Source organism: Paraburkholderia sp. GAS448 (genome assembly GCF_050435685.1).
Classification (GTDB): Bacteria; Pseudomonadota; Gammaproteobacteria; order Burkholderiales; family Burkholderiaceae; genus Paraburkholderia.
The window spans coordinates 101007-119070 of sequence record NZ_JBNDKT010000005.1; the positions used below are offsets into that span (position 1 = coordinate 101007).

Genomic DNA, 18064 nt, shown 5'->3' on the forward strand with positions numbered 1-18064 from the left:
CGTCGTTTGGCCTGTCGAGCCGGGCGAATCCATTCAAACCGTTGCATCGACCGGTTGAATCCGCAAAGGTGGATCGGTCATTCATCCCATTGAAGGCATCGTAACCCCATACCCCGACGGGAATGCGCTAGAAGCCGAACCCACCGCCGTCGACGTTCAGCACCTGCCCCGTGACAAACCGTGCATCGTCCGAGGCGAGGAACGCCAGTGCACCCGTTAGGTCTTCAGGAAGCTCGGTGCGCGGAATAAACTGGCGCGCACGCACGGCATCGAACGCTTCGGCTGGCAGATTCGATGCGCTGCCGGCGTGGCGTGTCAGCCCAGGGGAAATCGCATTGACGGTGATCCCATGCGCACCGAGTTCGGCCGCCAGTGCACGCGTCAGTCCAAGCAGAGCCATCTTGCTGCTGGCATAGGCGGACATGCCCGGCGGCGGTCCCCAGACGGTGCTGGACGCGAGATTGATAGTGCGCCCCCAGTTCCGCTCAGCCATGCCGACGGAGAATGCCTGGGCGAGCAGGAACGGCGCATCGACATTGACGGTCATGATCTGCCGCCACAGCGTCGCCGTAATCGACGCCATCGGCGCCATTGGCATGAATGCAGCGTTATTGACCAGCACGTCGACCTTGCCGACCTGTTCGAGCACACGCGCTGCGAAGCGCTCGACCCTGGCCGGATCGGCGAGATCGCAGGCGAGCGTCATAGCGCGACCGCCGGCGGCCCTGATCTGCGCGGCCAGCGCATCGCACGGCTCGCGATCGGTCAGAACGAGTTCGTGGTCGCTTGCCGCGAGGCGCAGCGCGAAGGCCTGTCCCAAGCCATCGGCGGAGCCGGTGACGGCCGCTGCAGGATCTTCGTTCGCCCTATCGAAAACTCGCATGCGATTAAATCTTTTGCGATTGACATCCGCCAACTCCTCCTTCATCATGCGACGCATGCGATTGAAGCGCATGCGATGTAAAACCGCTTAACACCCTTATTCAGGAAGGAACCCATCATGACCAAGATCGAACAAGTCCTCTTCTCAGGCAACAGCCACGCCACGATCAATCACGACCCCAATGTCCAGCGCGGTGAGCTCGGCGTCCTCGACCTCAAACTGTCAGCGTCCGGCGATGAAAGCCGCGAGTTCATCGCCACCGGGCTGCATCCGAGAGCCGAGCAGTTGTTTTCGGGCGCGTGGTCGGCCTGTTACATCAGCGCGTTCGAGATTGCAGCCTCGATGAAGAAGGTCACGCTGCCGTCCGACTATTCCGTGGACATCCAGGTCAGCATTGGGTCGGTCGGGGCCGGGCATTGCCTTGGCGCCCAGTTCACCATCCGCGCGCCAGGTCTGGCAACGGAAGTCGTCGAGGCAATCGCGCACCTGGCCCATCAGATCTGCCCGTACTCGAAGGCTGTGCACGGCAACATCGAGGTCGGCCTGAACGTCGTCACGGTGTGATGGAATAAGGCATGCGGGTTTCAGTAAATATCTTTTGAGGAATCTGATCAACGCAAGGTTCCCATCCATGCCCATTTAAACTCGCATGCGATTAGATCTTACACGCTTGACATTGAAGGCATCTTCACCCATTATCAAACGCATGCGATCACATCTCATGCGATTTAAAATCGCTTAACACCCTTATTCACGAAGGAATCCATCATGGAAAAGATCGAAAAAGTCCTCGCCTCAGGCAACACCCACGCCACGGTCAATCGCGACCCCAATGCCCAGCGCGGCGAGTTTGGCGTCTTCGACCTCAAGCTGACAGCCCCCGGCGTTGAAAACCTCGAGTTCATCGCCACCGAGCCGCACCCGACAGCCGAGCAGTTGTTTGCGGGCGCGTGGTCAGCCTGTTACACCACCGTGTTCGGGATTGCGGCCTCGATGAAGAAGGTCACGCTGCCGCCCGACTACTCCGTGGACATCAAGGTCAACATTGGGCAGACCGGTACCGCGTGGTTCCTCGGCGCCGAGTTCACCGTTCGCGTGCCGGGTCTGGCTAAGGACGTCGTCGAGAAAATCGCGCACGCGGCCCATCAGATCTGCCCGTACTCGAAGTCTGTGCGCGGCAACATCGAGGTCAGCACGAACGTCGTCACGGTGTAATCGGCCAAGGCACGTGCATCTCGCTGAGGCACGTGCCTCTCACTGAACATCTTTTGAGGGAATTCCCATCATGAAGACCAAGCTTATTGTTGCATTGCTCGTCGCGGTTTCGGCGTCTGTCACAGCACCCGCATTCGCCAGCGGCTACGGACCGGCCCCCTTTTACCGGCCCGCGGTTGGCGCACCGGCGTCGCAAAGCGGTCAGAGCGCGCGAACCGTCGCCGCCGAACGCGACGACGCAACTGGCCCGGAAAAGGCGTATGGCGGTGCAGTCTCCGGACTGTCCCAGGCGGGGAGCCATGTCGCCGTGACGCCGCGCGACAGCCTCTTCGCACACCGCTAGAGCCTGCATCCCTCCGTCGCTGGGCCGTGGCGCATCGTCGTTCCGCATGCGCGACGGTCACAGCCTCGGATCGCAGGCGACCTGTGAGCCTGACCGAACGTTTCCCGGCGTCGCGGAATTGACGACAGCGCACCCGGAACCGCTGAGCGCCCATGGGACCAACCAGGGCTGTTCTACGCCGTGGCAGTCGAGGTTTCGCTCCGCTGCGAGAAAATCGCATGCGATGTATTATGGTGCGTTTGCAAGACGTGGGTCTCTAGCCAAAGAGGATACAGATGAAAACTACGAACCAGGCGCCCGCTGGGGCCGTGCCGCTCTCAGACTACCTGTGCTTTGCGGTCTATTCCGCGAACCTGGCGTTCGGCAAGGCGTACAAGCCGATTCTCGAAGAGCTTGGGCTCACTTATACGCAATACATCACCATCATTGCGCTGTGGGAGGAAGGCCACCAGACCGTCAGCGGTTTGGGCGAGAAGCTGTTTCTCGAATCCAACACGCTCACGCCGATCCTGAAGAAACTCGAGGCGATGGGTTATCTGGAAAGGCAGCGCGATCCCGAAGACGAGCGCCAGGTGCGGGTCAGCCTGACAAAAACCGGCCGACGTCTGCGCGAAAAAGCCCTGACGATGGACCTCACCGAGGCAACTGGCCTTTCGTCCGACGAGTTTGCGAAAGTGCAGCAGGCGATCGTGACGCTACGTAACAATCTTGTCAACGCAGTCCAGGCCGGCGATTAAGGGGCTTGGCATGAGCAACGGACCGACGCGCAGCAAAGCTGCGACAGAGGCCCCGGTCTCCACGTTACCGTTCACACACGTTTTCGCCCTCGCGCCCGCGTATGAGAGAAAGGGCAGCTTCATCATCGGCTGTGAGCAGGTTTGCGCCCACCAGCTTTTCCTTACAGACAGCTTCAGCCAGGCGCCGGCCTCGATACTGCATGAGCCATCGGACAGGCCACACCCGCGCGGTCCCGTCAGCGGACGCGGTCACCACCCGCCGGCCGTCCGGGCTGAAGGCGACGGAACCAACTGCCCGCTGATGCCCGCTGAGCTGCCCGATCATCTGGCCAGTCGCCGCGTCCCACACCCGCGCGGTCTTGTCATCGGACGCGGTCACCACGCGCCGGCCGTCCGGGCTGAAGGCGGCGGAGAAAACTGCTCCCTGATGCCCGCTGAGCTGGGCGATCTGTTTGCCCGTGGCCGCGTCCCACACCCGCGCGGTCTTGTCCGCGGACGCGGTCACCACCCGCTGGCTGTCCGGGCTGAAGGCGGCGGAAAAAACTGACCCCTGATGCCCGCTGAGCTGGGCGATCTGTTTGCCCGTGGTCGCGTCCCACACCCGCGCGGTCTGATCCGCGGACGTGGTCACCACCCGCTGGCCGTCCGGGCTGAAGGCGGCGGAATCAACCGACTCCTGATGTCCGCTGAGCCGGGCGATCTGTTTGCCCGTGGTCGCGTCCCACACCCGCGCGGTCTCATCCCAAGACGCGGTCACCACCCGCTGGCCGTCCGGGCTGTAGGCGGCGGAATCAACCGGCTCCTGATGCCCGCTGAGCAGCAAGATCTGTTTGCCCGTGGCCGCGTCCCACACCCGCGCGGTCCTGTCCGCGGACGCGGTCACCACCCGCTGGCCGTCCGGGCTGAAGGCGGCGGAGTAAACCCACCCCTGATGCCCGCTGAGCTGCGCGATCTGTTTGCCCGTGGCCGCGTCCCACACCCGCGCGGTCTGATCCCCGGACGTGGTCACCACCCGCTGGCCGTCCGGGCTGAAGGCGGCGGAAAAAACTCCCCTCTGGTGCCCGCTGAGCTGCGCGATCTGTTTGCCCGTGGCCACGTCCCACACCCGCGCGGTCCTGTCACGGGACGCAGTCACCACCCGCTGGCCGTCCGGGCTGAAGGCGGCGGAAACAACCGGCTCCTGGTGCCCGCTGAGCTGCAAGATCTGTTCGCCCATCGCCGCGTCCCACGCGCGCGCGGTCCGATCCACGGACGCGGTCACCACCCGCTGGCCGTCCAGGCTGAAGGCGGCGGAGTTCACCGGCCCCTGATGTCCGGTGAGCTGCGCGATCAGCTGGCCGGTCGCCGCATCCCACACCCGCGCGGTCTTGTCATCGGACGCGGTCACCACGCGCCGGCCGTCCGGGCTGAAGGCGGCGGAGCTCACCGGTCCCTGATGCCCGGTGAGCAGCGCGATCAGCTGGCCGGTCGCCGCCTCCCACACCCGCGCGGTCTTGTCATCGGACGCGGTCACCACGCGCCGGCCGTCCGGGCTGAAGGTGGCGGAAAAAACTGCTCCCTGATGCCCGCTGAGCAGCAAGATCTGTTTGCCCGTGGCCGCATCCCACACCCGCGCGGTCTTGTCGTCGGACGCGGTCACTACGCGCCGGCCGTCCGGGCTGAAGGCGGCGGAGAAAACCAGTCCCTGATGCCCGGTGAGCTGCGCGATCAGCTGGCCGGTCGCCGCATCCCACACCCGCGCGGTCCTGTCCGAGGACGCGGTCACCACGCGCCGGCCGTCCGGGCTGAAGGCGGCGGAGAAAACCGGTCTCTGATGTCCGGTAAGCTGTGCGATCACCTGGCCGGTCACCGCGTCCCACACCCGCGCGGTCCTGTCCGCGGACGCGGTCACCACGCGCCGGCCGTCCGGGCTGAAGGCGGCGGAATAAACCCACCCCTGATCCCCGCTGAGCTGCACAATCTGTTTGCCCGTAGCCGCGTCCCACACCCGCGCGGTCCTATCCCGGGACGCGGTCACCACCCGCTGACCGCCCGGGCTGAAGGTCGCGGAATAAACCCACCCCTGATGCCCGCTGAGCACCGCGATCTGTTTGCCCGTGGTCGCGTCCCACACCCGCGCGGTCCTATCCCAGGACGCGGTCACCACCCGCTTACCGTCCGGGCTGAAGACGGCGGAATCAACCGGCTCGTGATGCCCGCTGAGCAACGCAATCTGCATTGATGCATGCGCGCCACGCATCATTTCCAGCTCTGCTTCTACCGATCCCGGCGAGAGCCAGCTCTTCCCCATCGCCAGCATGGCGAAGCGCATTCCGCGGTCATAAATTCCCGCGTCGTTCGCTGTCGTCGCGGCCGACGCCAACACAAGGGAAGTCTGGCGTGCGACCGCCCGGGTCTGGTGAATGATCCACCCACCCGTCACAATCAGAATGAACGCGATTACGCCCATCAGTACCTGGACGCGTCGCTGCGCGCGCCCTGTTCGTGCCTGCTCTTCCTTGACATGGGCTTGCTCCTCAGCGATTTGTTGCAACTGCGACTCGCGCTCGGCGCGTGCGACCTCCTCGCGCCCGGCGCGTCGCAGCCCAAGCTTGAGCCGGGAAAGCCCCGCTTCGGCGAAAGAGACTTCAGTCTCCGGGACGAGCGGGTCATGCCAGACCCGGAAACGCTGGCGTTGAGCCCCCGCGACGAGGTCACAGAGCTGCCATTCCGCCGTCATCTCTTTCGGCAAGGCGTCGAGCGATACCGTCTCGACGAGCACGCCAAAGATCGTCTTGCCCAGTTGTTTGGCAAGCAGAAACTCGGTCAGGCACCAGGGAGAGTCGCGCCACGCGGGCGAAATGAGAAACAGCACAGCCTCGCAGTGGTCAGCCGCAGCTCTGAGCGCTTCCTTCCAGCGTTCCCCGGGGGCGAGCCCCTTGGCTGGCTCAAGGTCCAGGAAGTAGTCACCCCAGCCGTTATCGGCAAGCCAGCGTCCGATCGCAAGTGCGAGTGCGTTATTCGCGCTGGAGTGGCTGATGAAGATCGTGGACATCGCGCTGCCCCCTTTTGCGTTTTCTGCACTGTCTGCGCGCGATCGGTCTTTCGTTGGCAAGCGACCAGGCGCCAGCGAACTGCATTACAGGAAGTGACTTGTCTCCGGCTGGCTACCTTCTTCTCGGGCGGCATCGAGGTATCGCTCGAACTGTCCGGGCAACCAGCAGATAAATAACGGCCAGCGGCTTCTGGTGGGTCGAAGATCGAGCGGCCGCTTCCGGACGCGACCTGTGACCGCCCGTTCATGGCCGAACCCTGTACGACGGCGACCGGCTCTGGGCGTGACTCGGCCGTTCGGCTCGACGCCACATCAACGGCAGTTACGAATGTACAACGTCACAGCTCTTTCTGGCGGGCGCCGTATGCCTTGCGCCGGCGGTAATAGCTCTGCCCGGAAATGCCGGCTTCCTTACAGTCCAGCAGGGCGCTCCCCGGAGCGTCACCGGTACGCGAGAGCGCGCAAATTTTTCCATGAACGACTCGTGGTACGTCTATAACACCCAAACGGGGCTGCGCTCAGATCGTCGATGACCAGCTGCGTGATGTTCACGAAACGCCGGGGCGGCGTACCGCCCTCCAGAAATTCGTGGTTGTTGATGCAGGAAGGCAACCTGCAACGTCCGTTTCCGTTGGGAGGCAAATATGGACAAGCGATTGAATGAAGAAGGGATGGATCTGCTGTTCCGTCAGGCTCGCACCCACAATAGCTGGCTGCCTAAGCCGGTCAGTGATGACACGTTGCGCGAACTCTACGAGCTGATGAAGTGGTGTCCAACGAGCGCAAACTGCAGCCCGGCACGTATTCTGTTCCTGCGCACTCAGGAAGCGAAGCAACGACTTCTGCCGGCATTGGCGCCAGGCAATATCGACAAGACGATGAGCGCACCGGTGACTGCCGTCATCGCTTATGACGGCAAGTTCTATGACAAGCTGCCTAAACTCTTCCCGCACGCAGATGCGCGAGCCTGGTTCGCCGACACACCGGAACTGGCCGAGGTCACGGCACGGCGCAATAGCTCGCTACAAGGGGCTTATTTCGTCCTGGCTGCCCGCTCCCTCGGACTGGATTGTGGTCCGATGTCCGGGTTCGATCATGCAAAAGTTGATCATGAATTTTTTCCTGCGAGCGCACAGGAGGGCACCTTCCAGCAGGAGTACTTTTCCGACAGCCACGTGAAGTCGAATTTCCTCTGCAATCTCGGCTATGGTGATCCGGCAGGGCTGTACCCGCGCAGCCCACGGCTGGATTTTGACGAGGCGTGCAAATTGCTCTGACCACCATGAACCCGGCTTCGCGGGCCTGATCTCCCTCGCATGGCTGGGTGTAATCGGCCCACATGCCGGTGGATCAGCATGTGGGCCCAACTCAGACGCCGGACACGTTTTGCAGAGGTGAGCCTGACCGTGTGGTTATAAGATCAACGCAGCATCCACGACGTCCTGGTTGCTCGACATTGCGGCGCATTGGAGATCTCTTGCAAGCGCATCGGCCTTGTCCTGAGTGGCTTGTAGTCGAAACGCCTGAACACGTCGGTCAGGGTGGCGACCCGTCGCTCGTCGTCGTCGGCTGCCTCGCGAGCGATGTCCCGCGACTGCTGTGCCCAGCTCCGGATGGCGGCTTCGAATCGCGAGTCGAATATGGTGTCGTCGAACCAGCAATCGAACACATTCAATACCGCTTCGCACACGCTTTCCGCGTAGGCGTCGGCCCGTTTGATCCAGTTTCCTGTGTTGGTCGATTTCCATCGGCTCAACAGTGCGGCCAACAGCTCTTTTCGCGGTCGGTAAAGAACCAATAGAAGCTGGTTCTGGATTGACGACAACGTCAGTCAAGGTCAACGAGGCCTACTTTGTCGTGGTGCCTCACGGCCGGGCAATCACCCCGACCGTGCAGGGCGTCATCGACTGGCTGCGTAGCGACGCCAGGGATGAGTAACGACGTGCGAATTGCGAGACAATTGGCGCCGCGACTCAACAGGATGAACCGCTACTATGGAATCAGGCACGGATGTCCAGGCTGCCTGGCGCCGTCCGAATGACTGCCTGGCCCCTCTGCCGAACGAGCGCACCGGAACGCCTCACAACCTCACTGTCCCGAACCTCCCCAACGACGAACTCGACGAATGCCGCGACACGCGGTGGCAGGTGCTTCCGTGCAGCGTAGTAAATACAGATGTCGCTACGTTTAGCACTAAATTTCGCCAGAACCCACTTCAACTTGCCCGCGGCAATCAGCGCAGCCGCATGATGTACGCCCAGCAGGGCGATCCCGCACCCGGCCACCGCGAGTTCCGCCAACGCTTCGGTATCGGTCACGACGAGCCGTGAGTGAGGCTGGAATACCACTTCCTTGCTTCGCGACCGCAATTTCCATGTCTCGATTCTTCCCGACGTCGGGGAACGGAACAAAATGAGCTCGTGGCGCTCCAGTTCTTCGACGGAAAGCGGTTCGCCGTGCTCCTCCAGGTAAGCGGGTGCCGCGCAAAGAATGAGCGTCAACGGCGCGAGGGTGCGCGCGACCACGCTGGAATCCGTATCGTGCAGTTGTCCGATCGCGCAGTCATATCCTTCCGAGATCAGGTCCACCTGGCGATTCTCGAAACGCAGATCGAGCGTGACCTGCGGGAAGCGCTCCCGAAACCTGTTCAACACCGGCAGCAGCGCGACGCGGCTGAATGCGATCGGCAACGATACCTTGACGAGCCCGCTGACCCGGGTTTCATCAGACGACAAGGCCGCGATTGCGTCCTCGATCTGCTGCGCCGGTTGGAGCACCATCGCGTATAGACGGCGCCCTTCTTCCGTGACCGCCAGGTGGCGGGTGGTGCGTTGGAACAGCCGGCAGCCCAACAACGCCTCGAGCATGCCAATCTGTTTGCTTACCGCGCCAGGCGTCACGCCTAGCTGACGGCCTGCCGCGGAAAAATTCGTCGACTCGACCGTCGCGGCGAACGTTTTCAAGGCCCTGAACAGGTCGATCGAGGTGCCCCCGCCAGTTTTCATTTTGCACCTTCGCTCACAACTGTTTGAACGCTTCATAGCATAGACCAGCATCGTCACCGCGCCGAGAATGAGCTTCACGATGTAACCGTCAGGCGGTCGACAATGGTCCAGCAATCGGCGCAACTCCCGCAGCGCAAGCGCTTCCCGCGCGGGCAGCTTCTCATCGATGGGAAATGGCGCGACGCGCAGGGCTGTTCCGCTTCTTTGGCGGACTCGCGATGCATGCGATGGACGGTGCCTACCGTTCCTCGTATGAACCGCATACGTACCATCCGAACGGACCATTTGGCGGATACAAGATGTCCGGCTATGGGCGCGAGCAAGGCGCCGAGGCGCTCGAGAGCTACACGCCGTACAAGTCCATCTGGGCGAACATCGCCTGATATCTCTCGCAACTGAAGGAGACTCGATCGTGAAAATCGGAATCATCGGCGCAGGCAACGTGGGAACCGGTCTGACGAAGCATCTCGTGCCCGTCGGCCATTCAGTGATGCTGAGCTTCAGCCTCGACATGGAAAAGCTCCGAACAACCGCCGCCGCGCTCGGCGCAAGCGTCGGCACAGTCGCTGAAGCGGTGCAGTTCGCGGACGTGGTGGTGCTGGCGACGCCCTGGACTGCCGCCTCTGACGCACTCATGCAGGTTGGCGACGCACCGCAGAAGAAAATCTTATGGGATTGCACCAATGCGCTGAAGCCCGACATGAGCGGCTTGCTCGTCGGAACCAACACTTCCGGCGCGGAAGAGATCGCCAAACTTGCGCCGTGGGCAACGGTAGTCAAGGCGATCCCGCCGTTCGCAGAGATGTTGCATTCGCCCAGCATGCTGATCGGCGGCAAACGCGTCGGCGTGTTCGTCTGCGGCGATGACAGTGAAGCGCGGGCCGTGGTCGGGAAACTGGTCACCGACATAGAGGCCGAGCCGGTCGATGCAGGACCGCTGATTCTTGCCCGCTACGTGGAACCCGCGGCCATGTTGCTCGTGCAACTCGCTTACACACGTGGGTTTGGCACCCGGGTCGGGCTGTCGTTGATGCTGGAAACAACAGCGGGCACGAGACATGAGCGGGATGCTCGAGAGCCGGAGTAGCAATCGATACAACCTTCAGGAGAGGACGATATGAAAGTAGCCGTATTGGGATCGGGAGACGTGGGTCGGGCGCTGGGTGCGGGCTTCCTCAAGCATGGCCATGACACGATGCTGGGCACGCGGGATACAGGAAAGAAAGAGGTACAAGACTGGGTTCGTCAAAACGCCGGAGCCAGGGCGGGGACGTTCGACGAAGCCGCACAATTCGGCGAGATCGTCGTGCTGGCCGTGCTCGGTCGGATTGCCCCGAGCGTGATCGAGCTTGCGAGATCCGAGAATCTCGCCGGCAAAACGCTCATCGACGCAACCAACCCGCTTGCCGACGAACCGCCGGTCAGCGGGGTTTTGCAATATACGACGGGACCGAATGAGTCACTCGGCGAGTGGATTCAGGCGAAGCTTCCTCTGGCTCATGTGGTCAAGGCGTTCAGCAGCGTGGGAAATGCGCTGATGGTGAATCCACATTTTGAGCAAGGTACGCCGACCATGTTCCTGTGCGGCAACGACGACGGCGCGAAGGAGCAGGTAGGCGGGATCATCCGGCAGTTCGGGTGGGAGCCCTACGATTGCGGCGGCATCGTATCGGCACGGGCGCTTGAACCGCTGTGCATGCTGTGGTGCTTGCCGGGATTCCTCAGGGGCGACTGGCACCACGCGTTCAAGATGCTGACTCAGTGAGGACGGACCATGCAACCCTCGCGATGGCGATCGAGGACGGATACGAGGTGGCGGCGAAAATTGGCGCCGCGCGGAACGGTTCGGAGATCGACGCCACGCAGCGATAGCGCGGGCTCGCGCTGGTTCGATTATCCGCGGCTACGGGGCGTGGGCCGCGCATCCCTGGTCCGTGATTGCGGCGTTGCGTTCTCGGGCTCTTCGAGTCCCGGGAGCACCAGCTCTTCCATCAACGCGAGTGTGCGCAAGCAAAAGGCATTGCCGGCGGCGCGCTCTTCCTCGGAAAAATGCGCCATCGCCGGTGCGATCGACGATTCGTCCGCGAGCTTCACGATCGCCTTCTCGACGAGGTCGAGGCCTTTCCTCGTCAGGTGCACGATGAACCCGCCGCCGTGGCTTGGATCGGCCTGCCGTTCCACCATGCCGAGACTGGCCAGTCGGTCGATCTTCTTGGTGATCGCGCCCGAGGTCACGAGCAGCGCCCGATACAGGTCGGTTGGGCGCTTCGCGTACGGATGGCCGCTGCGGCGCAGCGCGAGCAGCACGCGCATGTCAGACCCGCTGATCCCGCCGAGACGCTGGCACATTTTGTCGAAGGCCTGTTCGACGAGCGTGCCCAGACTCATGAAGTAGATCGCGAGCAGGAAGTTCGACAGGTCGAGATCGCTGCGTTCGCGTTGCCACTGCAAGGAGATGAATTCGATGTGGCTGGTGCCGGGACGATTGGGCTTCCTGGCGGATTCCCCCAGAGCCGCTGGCGCCTTCTTGCTGGCTCGGGGACGCGCGGGTTGCTTGGTGGCGGCAGTGCTCATCTTGTTGACTTCCTTGCGATTCATGCGATCTCGGCCGATTGTAGCGGGTGGGCCGCGCATAGGTAGCGGGCGGACCGCCAACTATTGTACGTAATTCCCCGACGCGGACGCATCGGGCGGCGCCGGCGCGAACCGCCTCGGGGTATCGGCGAGTCGAACGATCGCGATGGCACCGCGCGTCGCGCGGGTGCCTGATTGGCCTCGTCAGGCTGCCCGCACCGCGGCGCTCAGCATATCGGCCACCTGACGCTGCGCCAGCGCGGCGGCGCCAACCTCACCCCGCATGCCGTAAAACGTGTGCAGCATGCCCGCGTACCGCACGCTGGTCGCCGGGACACCCGCTTCGGCCAGCTTTTGCGCATAGGCCTCACCGTCGTCGCACAGAACGTCGCACTCGGCGGTAATCACTAGAGCCGGCGGCAGGCGCGAATGGTCGTCCGCGAGGAACGGCGAGAGTTTCCACGTCGTCGGCGACACGCCGTGATCGAGCGCATACGTGCGAAACGCGTACGCGACGTCGGCCGTGCGCTGCATGAAGCCTTCCGCGTAAGCCGACATCGATGCGCGTTGCTGTCGAGCGTCCGTCGCGGGATAGACCAGCGCCTGCGCGAGGATGTGCGGCGCCGCGTGTTCGCGCGCGAGCAGGCACACGACGGCGGCGAGATTGCCGCCGGCCGATTCGCCGAACACTGTCAGTCGCGACGACGGAAGCCCATGCTCATGACCGTGCCCGGCGACCCAGCGGGTCGCCGCCCACACGTCTTCCAGCGCCGCGGGGAACGGATGCTCGGGGGCGAGCCGGTAGTCGACGCTGACCACGGCCAGCCCGGAATCGTTGGCCAGATGCCGGCACACCGCGTCGAGGCTGTCGAGATTGCCCATCAGCCATCCGCCGCCGTGAAACGCCATCGTCACCCCGGCAGCGCCTTCGGGATGATAGACGCGCACCGGGATGTCGCCGCCAGGGCCTGGAACGGCGAGATCGAAAACCTTGTCGATGCGAGGGCCGGGTGCCCGTGCGGCCGTGCGCGCGGCGATGCCGGCGCGCGCTTCTGCGGGGCTCACCTGGGCCATGCCCGGTTGCGCCGCGGCCGCCGCGGCGATCGCACGAAGCGACGGGTGGATCTGGCTTTGAGAGGAAGAAGACATCGTGAATCTCAAGGAGTCGGGGTTGCCGAGGGCGCGAACGTGATGGGGGGAATCGCGGCCAGTACGCTGAGGCCGCCATCGACGGTGACGATTTCACCGGCCATATGGGCGCTCAGGTCGGATGCCAGAAACAGCAGGTGGCCCGCGATTTCCGCTGGCGTGGCCGCCCGACCAATCGGGATCGCGCTGCCGACTCTCGTCCACGTCGCTTCATCCAGACGCTGATTCAGTCGCGGTGTGCGGACGAAACCCGGCGACACCGCGTTGATGCGCACGTTGTACGGAGCATACTCGGCGCCTGCGGTGCGCACGAGGTGATGCAGCGCCGCCTTCGACGCCGCATAGGCGACCTCGTTCGGCACCGCGCGATCGCCGGCGAGCGAGCCGACGAACGCAAATGTGCCGCCGCCATCGGCCTTCATCATCTCGCCGCCGATCTGAATCGCGAGATACGCATGGCGCACGACGATGTCGAATTGCTGGTCCCACGACGCATCGTCGACGGCGGCCAGCGGCTTGATGCCCGCGACGCCGATGATGTCGACCACGCCGTGGATGCGGCCGAAGTGCTTGCGCGCCGTGTCGAACACGCGCTGCATGTCCTCGCGCGACGTCGCGTCCGCCACGCACGGAATCCCGTCCACGGCTGCGGCGATGTTGTGGGCGAGTTGCTCGTCGCGGTCGACGCAGAGCACGCGAGCGCCGGCCTGGGCAAGCGCATGGACGGTCTGCTCGCCGATACCTTGACCGGCGCCGAGCACCACGAAACCCCGGCCGTCGAGCCGCAACAGAGACAGGTAGTCCGGGGTGTCGCTGCGAGTTTGATTGATCGTCATGACTATTCTCCTCAGGCTTCGATGGCTTTGCGATGCGCCGGCAGCAAATCCTGCCAGGCCGTTCCTTCCTCGAGTTGCCGGTCGCAGGCGCTCACGCCGCGCAGATCGAGGCCGAGCGCCGGCGGCTGCTGGTTCTCCATGACGCGCTTGATCGAGTCCAGCAGCACACGGCGCACGCGCACGACGGCCTGGTCCGCGGGCACCAGATGCTCGCGCGAACGATCGTAGAGGGGGCCTTGGGACAGCCCGATCGTCGCGTCCTCCACCTCGACGCCGCGCAGTCCGGTCCAGTTCTCCTTCATCAGCTCGCGGTTCTGGCCGAACGAATCCGCCCAGCTGGCCGTGAAAGTGCAATTCTTGCGGTCATAGTACCTGGGGTCGTTCAGGCCGAGTAACTCGATGATTTTCTCTTCGGTCACCGGCACGTCGCCGTGGACGACGATGTAAGTGCTCGTGTGCGTATCGTCTTCGGGCACCTCGAGGACCGTGAACTGGAACGCCGGGGCAGGGATGATGCGGCCGTACGGCACGATGAACGGGACCACGCGGGCGTTGCGGACCTTCGCGTCGGTCGTCTTGCGCAGCGCGACGTAGTGGAAGCCGAACGCCGTATCTTCGATTTTCAGCGCCGGTTCCAGGTCGTTGGAGGCCAGCGCGGCGGGATTGACCACGTCGGGGTTGGGCGTGAACTCGTTCTCTTTCCAGCCGGGGCGTGCCATGTTGGTGTGCAGCACGCCGACGTGCGAGCTGTCCTCGCCGCCTTCGACGAGTTGCAGATAGTTGCACGAGACGTTGATGCGCAGCACGACGCGGTGGCTCGGTTCCGCGTCCATGAACGCGTAACGCGAGAACGCCGGCAGCAGTTCCTTCGGCCCGACGTACGCCCATACGATGCCGCCGGCCTCGCGCGCGGGAAACGACGGCGCCTTCAGCCGTGCGGCGTACCTGGGATCCGCATGGTTCGGCGTTTCCATCACGTCGCCCGACGCGCTGAACTTCCAGCCGTGATACAGACAGCGAATGCCGCCTTCCTCGACGCGGCCAAGCGCGAGCGACGCGCCGCGGTGCATGCACAGCTCCTCCAGGAAGCCGACGTTCCCGTCGGTATCCCGGAACGCGACATAGTTCTCGCCGAGCAGACGAACGCGCAACGGCGCGCAGTCTGGATGCGGCAATTGCGCTGACGTGCACACCGGGTGCCAGAAACGTCGCATCAGCGCGCCGCCAGGCGTACCCGGGCCGACGTGGCAAATCATTTCATTGTCTTTTTGGCTCAACATATCGGAACTCCTGTCTCAAGCTGGGTTATCGGTTGCGCTGGGTGCGGGCGCCGGCGGACGAAACGATCCGATGGTGCGGAACCAGCTGTCTCCAGTCCTCGTCCTGGCCAATCTCGCCGGATATACCGACTGCACCGCCCGTGTCCGCGTGCAGCGCCGGGATGTCCTGCTGATCCCGTTCGGCGCGGGCACAGGCGAGCAGGGTGCGCTGCAGGCGGCTGATCGCGAGGTCCGCGCTCGTCAGCATTTCCTGCGACCGGTCACGGATCGGGCCGCTCGAAATGCTGCACGCGGCGTCTTCCTGCGTGATGCTGTCGAACCCGGTGAAGTGGCCGTTGCGTTGCAACTGGCGATCCTGGCGGTAGCCGTTGACGAACGACATGGCCGTCGGCGAGTCGCATGTGTCGAGCGTCATTCCGTATTTGCGGAGCGTCGGCTCGTCGAGGCCGACGAACGTGAGCTGCGCGCTGCGCAGCGGCTCTTCGCCGACGGGCTTCCCGGCATCCCACCATACGTGAAAGAAGTAGCAGCGCTCGTCGTCGATCGGAACCGCGGCAAGCCACACGTCGCCGTTCGCATTGGCGATGAAGCACGGCGCGATGAACGACGTGACGCGAGCGATACGGCTCTCGCCGCTCTGGCGGATCGCCACGTAGTGAAAGCCGAAGTCCGTCTCTTCCGCCTCGATCGCCGGGGCAGCATCGAATTGCATGTGCGTGATCTTTCCCGCGTAGTCCAGATCGGAGTGATTGGTCTGGGCCAGCGCGGAGCTGTGAAGCACGGTCAGATGCGACGAGTCGACGAGCCCCTCGATCACCTGGACGAAGTTGCAGTTGACGATCGCGCACACGTTGATGCGATGGGAATCCGGCTGGTCCATGAATGCCCGGTGCGGGAACGGCGGTTCCTTGCCCTGCGGACCCAGATAGGCCCAGATCAGGCCACCCGCCTCGCGCACCGGATAGGTCCGCGCCTTGATGCGGTCCTTGAATTTCGGGTCGGCGACGTTCGGCGTCTCGAGCACCGCCCCGTCCACCGCGAATTTCCAGCCGTGGTAGATGCAGCGCAGACCGTCGCCGTCCGCGCGGGCCAGCTGCATCGACGCGCCCCGATGCAGGCAGCCCTCGTCGTAGAGTCCGGGCCGGCCTTGCTGGTCGCGCCAGACCACGAACCGTTGCCCGAGCAGCTGGATCGTTTTCGGGTCGGCGTTCGGCTGCGGCATGTCCGACGACTGGATCACGGGCAGCCAGAAGCGGCGCATCGCATTGCCCATCGCGGTGCCCACACCGGTACGGCACATCAGTTCATTATCCTGCTTGGTCAACATTTGAATCCCCTGGTTGCGGATGTCGGCGGAGAGTGAAGGGTGGGCTCAGAGGTCGAGCACCAATCGCGACGTCTTCGCGCGCGAACAGCACGGCATGAAGCAATCGTTGCGCGTGCGCTCGTCGTCGGTCAGGTAAAGGTCCCGATGGTCGGGCACGCCTGCAAGCACCCTGGTCATGCAGGTGCCGCAGACCCCCTGCTCGCACGACAGCGGCAGGTCGAAGCCGGCGTCCAGAAGCGCATGCGCGACGCTTTGATCGGCAGCCACCTCGATGACTTCGCCGCTGCTGTGAATTTCGATTTCTAACGGACCGCCTTCGTCCGACGGCTCGATCGGCGGGCCCGCGAAATATTCGCGGTGCAGATGCGCTTCATCCCAGCCGAGTTCGCGTGCGGTTTGCAGGATGTGATCCATGAAGCCCGTTGGCCCGCAGACGTACAGGTGCCTGTCGGCCGACGGCGCACCGATGGCGGCTCGCGCGTTCAGCTGCTGCCCCGGCGGACCGTCGTCGGTATGCACGTGCACCTGCGCGTCGTCTCCGAGCGAGATCTGTTGCGCACGGTCGACAAGCGCCATGCGCGAAAGGGAACGGCCGCAGTAGTGCATGTCGAACGGGCGGCTCTCTCGCGCCAACTGCTGGGCCATACAGATGATCGGCGTGATGCCGATGCCGCCCGCGAACAGGATCGACCGGTCAGGACCGCTGTGCAGTGCGAAGTGATTGCGCGGGACGCTGATCGTGAGCGTATCGCCCGCATTCACGCTGTCGTGAAGCGCCACGGATCCGCCGCGGGATTGCGGATCGCGCAGCACGCCGATGCGGTAGCACGGGCGTTTTGTCGGCAGGTCGTACAGCGAGTATTGGCGTACCAGGCCGCCGGGCAGATGCACGTCGATATGCGCGCCGGCTTCGAAGTCAGGCAACGGCGTATCCGACACCGGCGTGAATTCATAGCCGACGATATCGTCGGTCAGCCACGTCCTCACGGAGACGCTGACTTGCAACGTGGCGCTGATAGGGGGCATTGACGTTTCCATGGTGACATCCTGATAGAAGAGGAGCGTGTCAGGCGGCACTGTGCAGACGACGCCGAATGACGACCGGGACTGCACCCAGTTGCCGCTGAATGAGCCAGCGCGCGAGACCCTGGTCCATGACGCGCACGTGCTCGGGAAACCAGTCCGTCAGCGCGCGGGCAAACGAGCGAACGACCTGGGGCCGGCCTTCGGCCAGCGCGGTGCGCACCTCGTCAAGCGACCGGAGCACGGCCGCATGCTCGTCGATATGACAGCCGGCCGACCCATAGGCTGTCTCGCGCATCGCGTCGTCCTCCTCGCCGAAGTGGCGGAGTGCGTGCCCGGCAAAGGCTTCGAGCGCGGCTGCGAGGTTGTCGTCCGTCGTCGTGAGCAGTGCGTCGACACACTCGACAAACTCGCGATGCGTGTCGTCCATCGACAGATGCCCGAGTGCGTAGTCATCGTCCCAGACGAAGCTTTTTTCCGATGTATTCATTTTCGACGCAGGTTCAGTCAGTCAAATTTGTTGATCAATGAGCTTCCATGGAAGATATATAACCAAGACAATGATGTCGAGGTAGGGAAAACGCTGATCGTGTAAAAGTGTGATGAATTGCCGTACACGGTACGAAATGCCTGAAATGCCGTGAAATATTCGGTGTCG

20 protein-coding genes are annotated in these 18064 nt (G+C 63.5%); 9 read left to right on the plus strand and 11 right to left on the minus strand.

All coding sequences use genetic code 11. From position 1 onward, the window contains the following. Nucleotides 1-127: 127 nt before the first annotated feature. Nucleotides 128-883, minus strand: coding sequence for an SDR family NAD(P)-dependent oxidoreductase (locus P3T23_RS11745; protein WP_429316332.1), 756 nt, complete (start codon nt 881-883; stop codon nt 128-130). A 117-nt stretch (nt 884-1000) separates the two neighbouring features. Between P3T23_RS11745 and P3T23_RS11750 the strand changes: the two genes are divergently transcribed. From P3T23_RS11750 to P3T23_RS11765, 4 genes are all read left to right on the plus strand, one after another. Further along, a complete protein-coding gene (locus P3T23_RS11750; RefSeq protein WP_429316333.1) occupies nt 1001-1447 on the plus strand; it encodes an OsmC family protein in 447 nt (148 codons plus the stop codon). A 204-nt stretch (nt 1448-1651) separates the two neighbouring features. Further along, nucleotides 1652-2098, plus strand: a complete 447-nt coding sequence (locus tag P3T23_RS11755; protein ID WP_429316334.1) for an Ohr family peroxiredoxin — start codon at nt 1652-1654, stop codon at nt 2096-2098. Nucleotides 2099-2168: 70 nt separating this feature from the next. Beyond that, nucleotides 2169-2441 (plus strand): hypothetical protein, encoded by a 273-nt coding sequence (locus tag P3T23_RS11760; protein ID WP_429316335.1) that lies wholly within the window; start codon nt 2169-2171, stop codon nt 2439-2441. A gap of 275 nt (nt 2442-2716) precedes the next feature. Further along, nucleotides 2717-3178 carry a MarR family winged helix-turn-helix transcriptional regulator gene (locus tag P3T23_RS11765; protein WP_429316336.1) on the plus strand — a complete coding sequence of 154 codons (462 nt, stop codon included), beginning with the start codon at nt 2717-2719 and terminating at the stop codon, nt 3176-3178. A gap of 64 nt (nt 3179-3242) precedes the next feature. Here the strand turns inward: P3T23_RS11765 and P3T23_RS11770 are convergent, their stop codons facing one another. Then, complete coding sequence (locus P3T23_RS11770; protein ID WP_429316337.1) at nt 3243-6212, minus strand: PQQ-binding-like beta-propeller repeat protein; 2970 nt, start codon at nt 6210-6212, stop codon at nt 3243-3245. 644 nt (nt 6213-6856) lie between these two features. Here P3T23_RS11770 and P3T23_RS11775 point away from each other — a divergent pair. Beyond that, nucleotides 6857-7489: a malonic semialdehyde reductase gene (locus tag P3T23_RS11775; RefSeq protein WP_429316338.1), complete on the plus strand. Its 633-nt coding sequence runs from the start codon at nt 6857-6859 to the stop codon at nt 7487-7489. Between the two features lie 143 nt (nt 7490-7632). Here P3T23_RS11775 and P3T23_RS11780 read toward each other — a convergent pair whose 3' ends face one another. After that, on the minus strand, nt 7633-7968 hold the full coding sequence (locus P3T23_RS11780; RefSeq protein ID WP_429316339.1) for a hypothetical protein: 336 nt from the start codon (nt 7966-7968) through the stop codon (nt 7633-7635). 59 nt (nt 7969-8027) lie between these two features. On the opposite strand from P3T23_RS11780, the gene P3T23_RS11785 reads away from it, so the two are divergent. Next, entirely contained in the window at nt 8028-8150 is a 123-nt protein-coding gene (locus P3T23_RS11785; RefSeq protein ID WP_429316340.1) for a hypothetical protein, read from the plus strand. A gap of 62 nt (nt 8151-8212) precedes the next feature. On the opposite strand, the gene P3T23_RS11790 is transcribed toward P3T23_RS11785, so the two are convergent. Next, nucleotides 8213-9217, minus strand: a complete 1005-nt coding sequence (locus P3T23_RS11790) for a LysR family transcriptional regulator (RefSeq protein ID WP_429316341.1) — start codon at nt 9215-9217, stop codon at nt 8213-8215. Between the two features lie 173 nt (nt 9218-9390). On the opposite strand from P3T23_RS11790, the gene P3T23_RS11795 reads away from it, so the two are divergent. The 3 genes from P3T23_RS11795 to P3T23_RS11805 are packed head-to-tail and all read left to right on the plus strand — an operon-like array spanning nt 9391 to nt 10982. After that, nucleotides 9391-9600 (plus strand): aldehyde dehydrogenase family protein, encoded by a 210-nt coding sequence (locus tag P3T23_RS11795; RefSeq protein ID WP_429316342.1) that lies wholly within the window; start codon nt 9391-9393, stop codon nt 9598-9600. Between the two features lie 29 nt (nt 9601-9629). After that, a complete protein-coding gene (locus tag P3T23_RS11800; protein ID WP_429316343.1) occupies nt 9630-10304 on the plus strand; it encodes an NADPH-dependent F420 reductase in 675 nt (224 codons plus the stop codon). Between the two features lie 30 nt (nt 10305-10334). Beyond that, nucleotides 10335-10982, plus strand: a complete 648-nt coding sequence (locus P3T23_RS11805; RefSeq protein WP_429316344.1) for an NADPH-dependent F420 reductase — start codon at nt 10335-10337, stop codon at nt 10980-10982. Nucleotides 10983-11110: 128 nt separating this feature from the next. On the opposite strand, the gene P3T23_RS11810 is transcribed toward P3T23_RS11805, so the two are convergent. The 7 genes from P3T23_RS11810 to P3T23_RS11840 all read right to left on the minus strand — a co-directional run bounded on the left by P3T23_RS11810 (nt 11111) and on the right by P3T23_RS11840 (nt 17896). Then, complete coding sequence (locus tag P3T23_RS11810; RefSeq protein ID WP_429316345.1) at nt 11111-11815, minus strand: MarR family winged helix-turn-helix transcriptional regulator; 705 nt, start codon at nt 11813-11815, stop codon at nt 11111-11113. A 180-nt stretch (nt 11816-11995) separates the two neighbouring features. After that, nucleotides 11996-12940, minus strand: a complete 945-nt coding sequence (locus P3T23_RS11815) for an alpha/beta hydrolase fold domain-containing protein (protein WP_429316346.1) — start codon at nt 12938-12940, stop codon at nt 11996-11998. 8 nt (nt 12941-12948) lie between these two features. Then, nucleotides 12949-13776, minus strand: a complete 828-nt coding sequence (locus P3T23_RS11820; protein WP_429316347.1) for an SDR family NAD(P)-dependent oxidoreductase — start codon at nt 13774-13776, stop codon at nt 12949-12951. Nucleotides 13777-13787: 11 nt separating this feature from the next. Next, nucleotides 13788-15056, minus strand: a complete 1269-nt coding sequence (locus P3T23_RS11825; RefSeq protein ID WP_429316348.1) for a Rieske 2Fe-2S domain-containing protein — start codon at nt 15054-15056, stop codon at nt 13788-13790. A 25-nt stretch (nt 15057-15081) separates the two neighbouring features. Next, nucleotides 15082-16383 (minus strand): Rieske 2Fe-2S domain-containing protein, encoded by a 1302-nt coding sequence (locus P3T23_RS11830; protein WP_429316349.1) that lies wholly within the window; start codon nt 16381-16383, stop codon nt 15082-15084. 45 nt (nt 16384-16428) lie between these two features. Beyond that, entirely contained in the window at nt 16429-17409 is a 981-nt protein-coding gene (locus P3T23_RS11835; RefSeq protein ID WP_429316350.1) for a PDR/VanB family oxidoreductase, read from the minus strand. Between the two features lie 40 nt (nt 17410-17449). Next, nucleotides 17450-17896 carry a bacteriohemerythrin gene (locus P3T23_RS11840; protein ID WP_429316351.1) on the minus strand — a complete coding sequence of 149 codons (447 nt, stop codon included), beginning with the start codon at nt 17894-17896 and terminating at the stop codon, nt 17450-17452. Between the last annotated feature and the right edge of the window lie 168 nt (nt 17897-18064).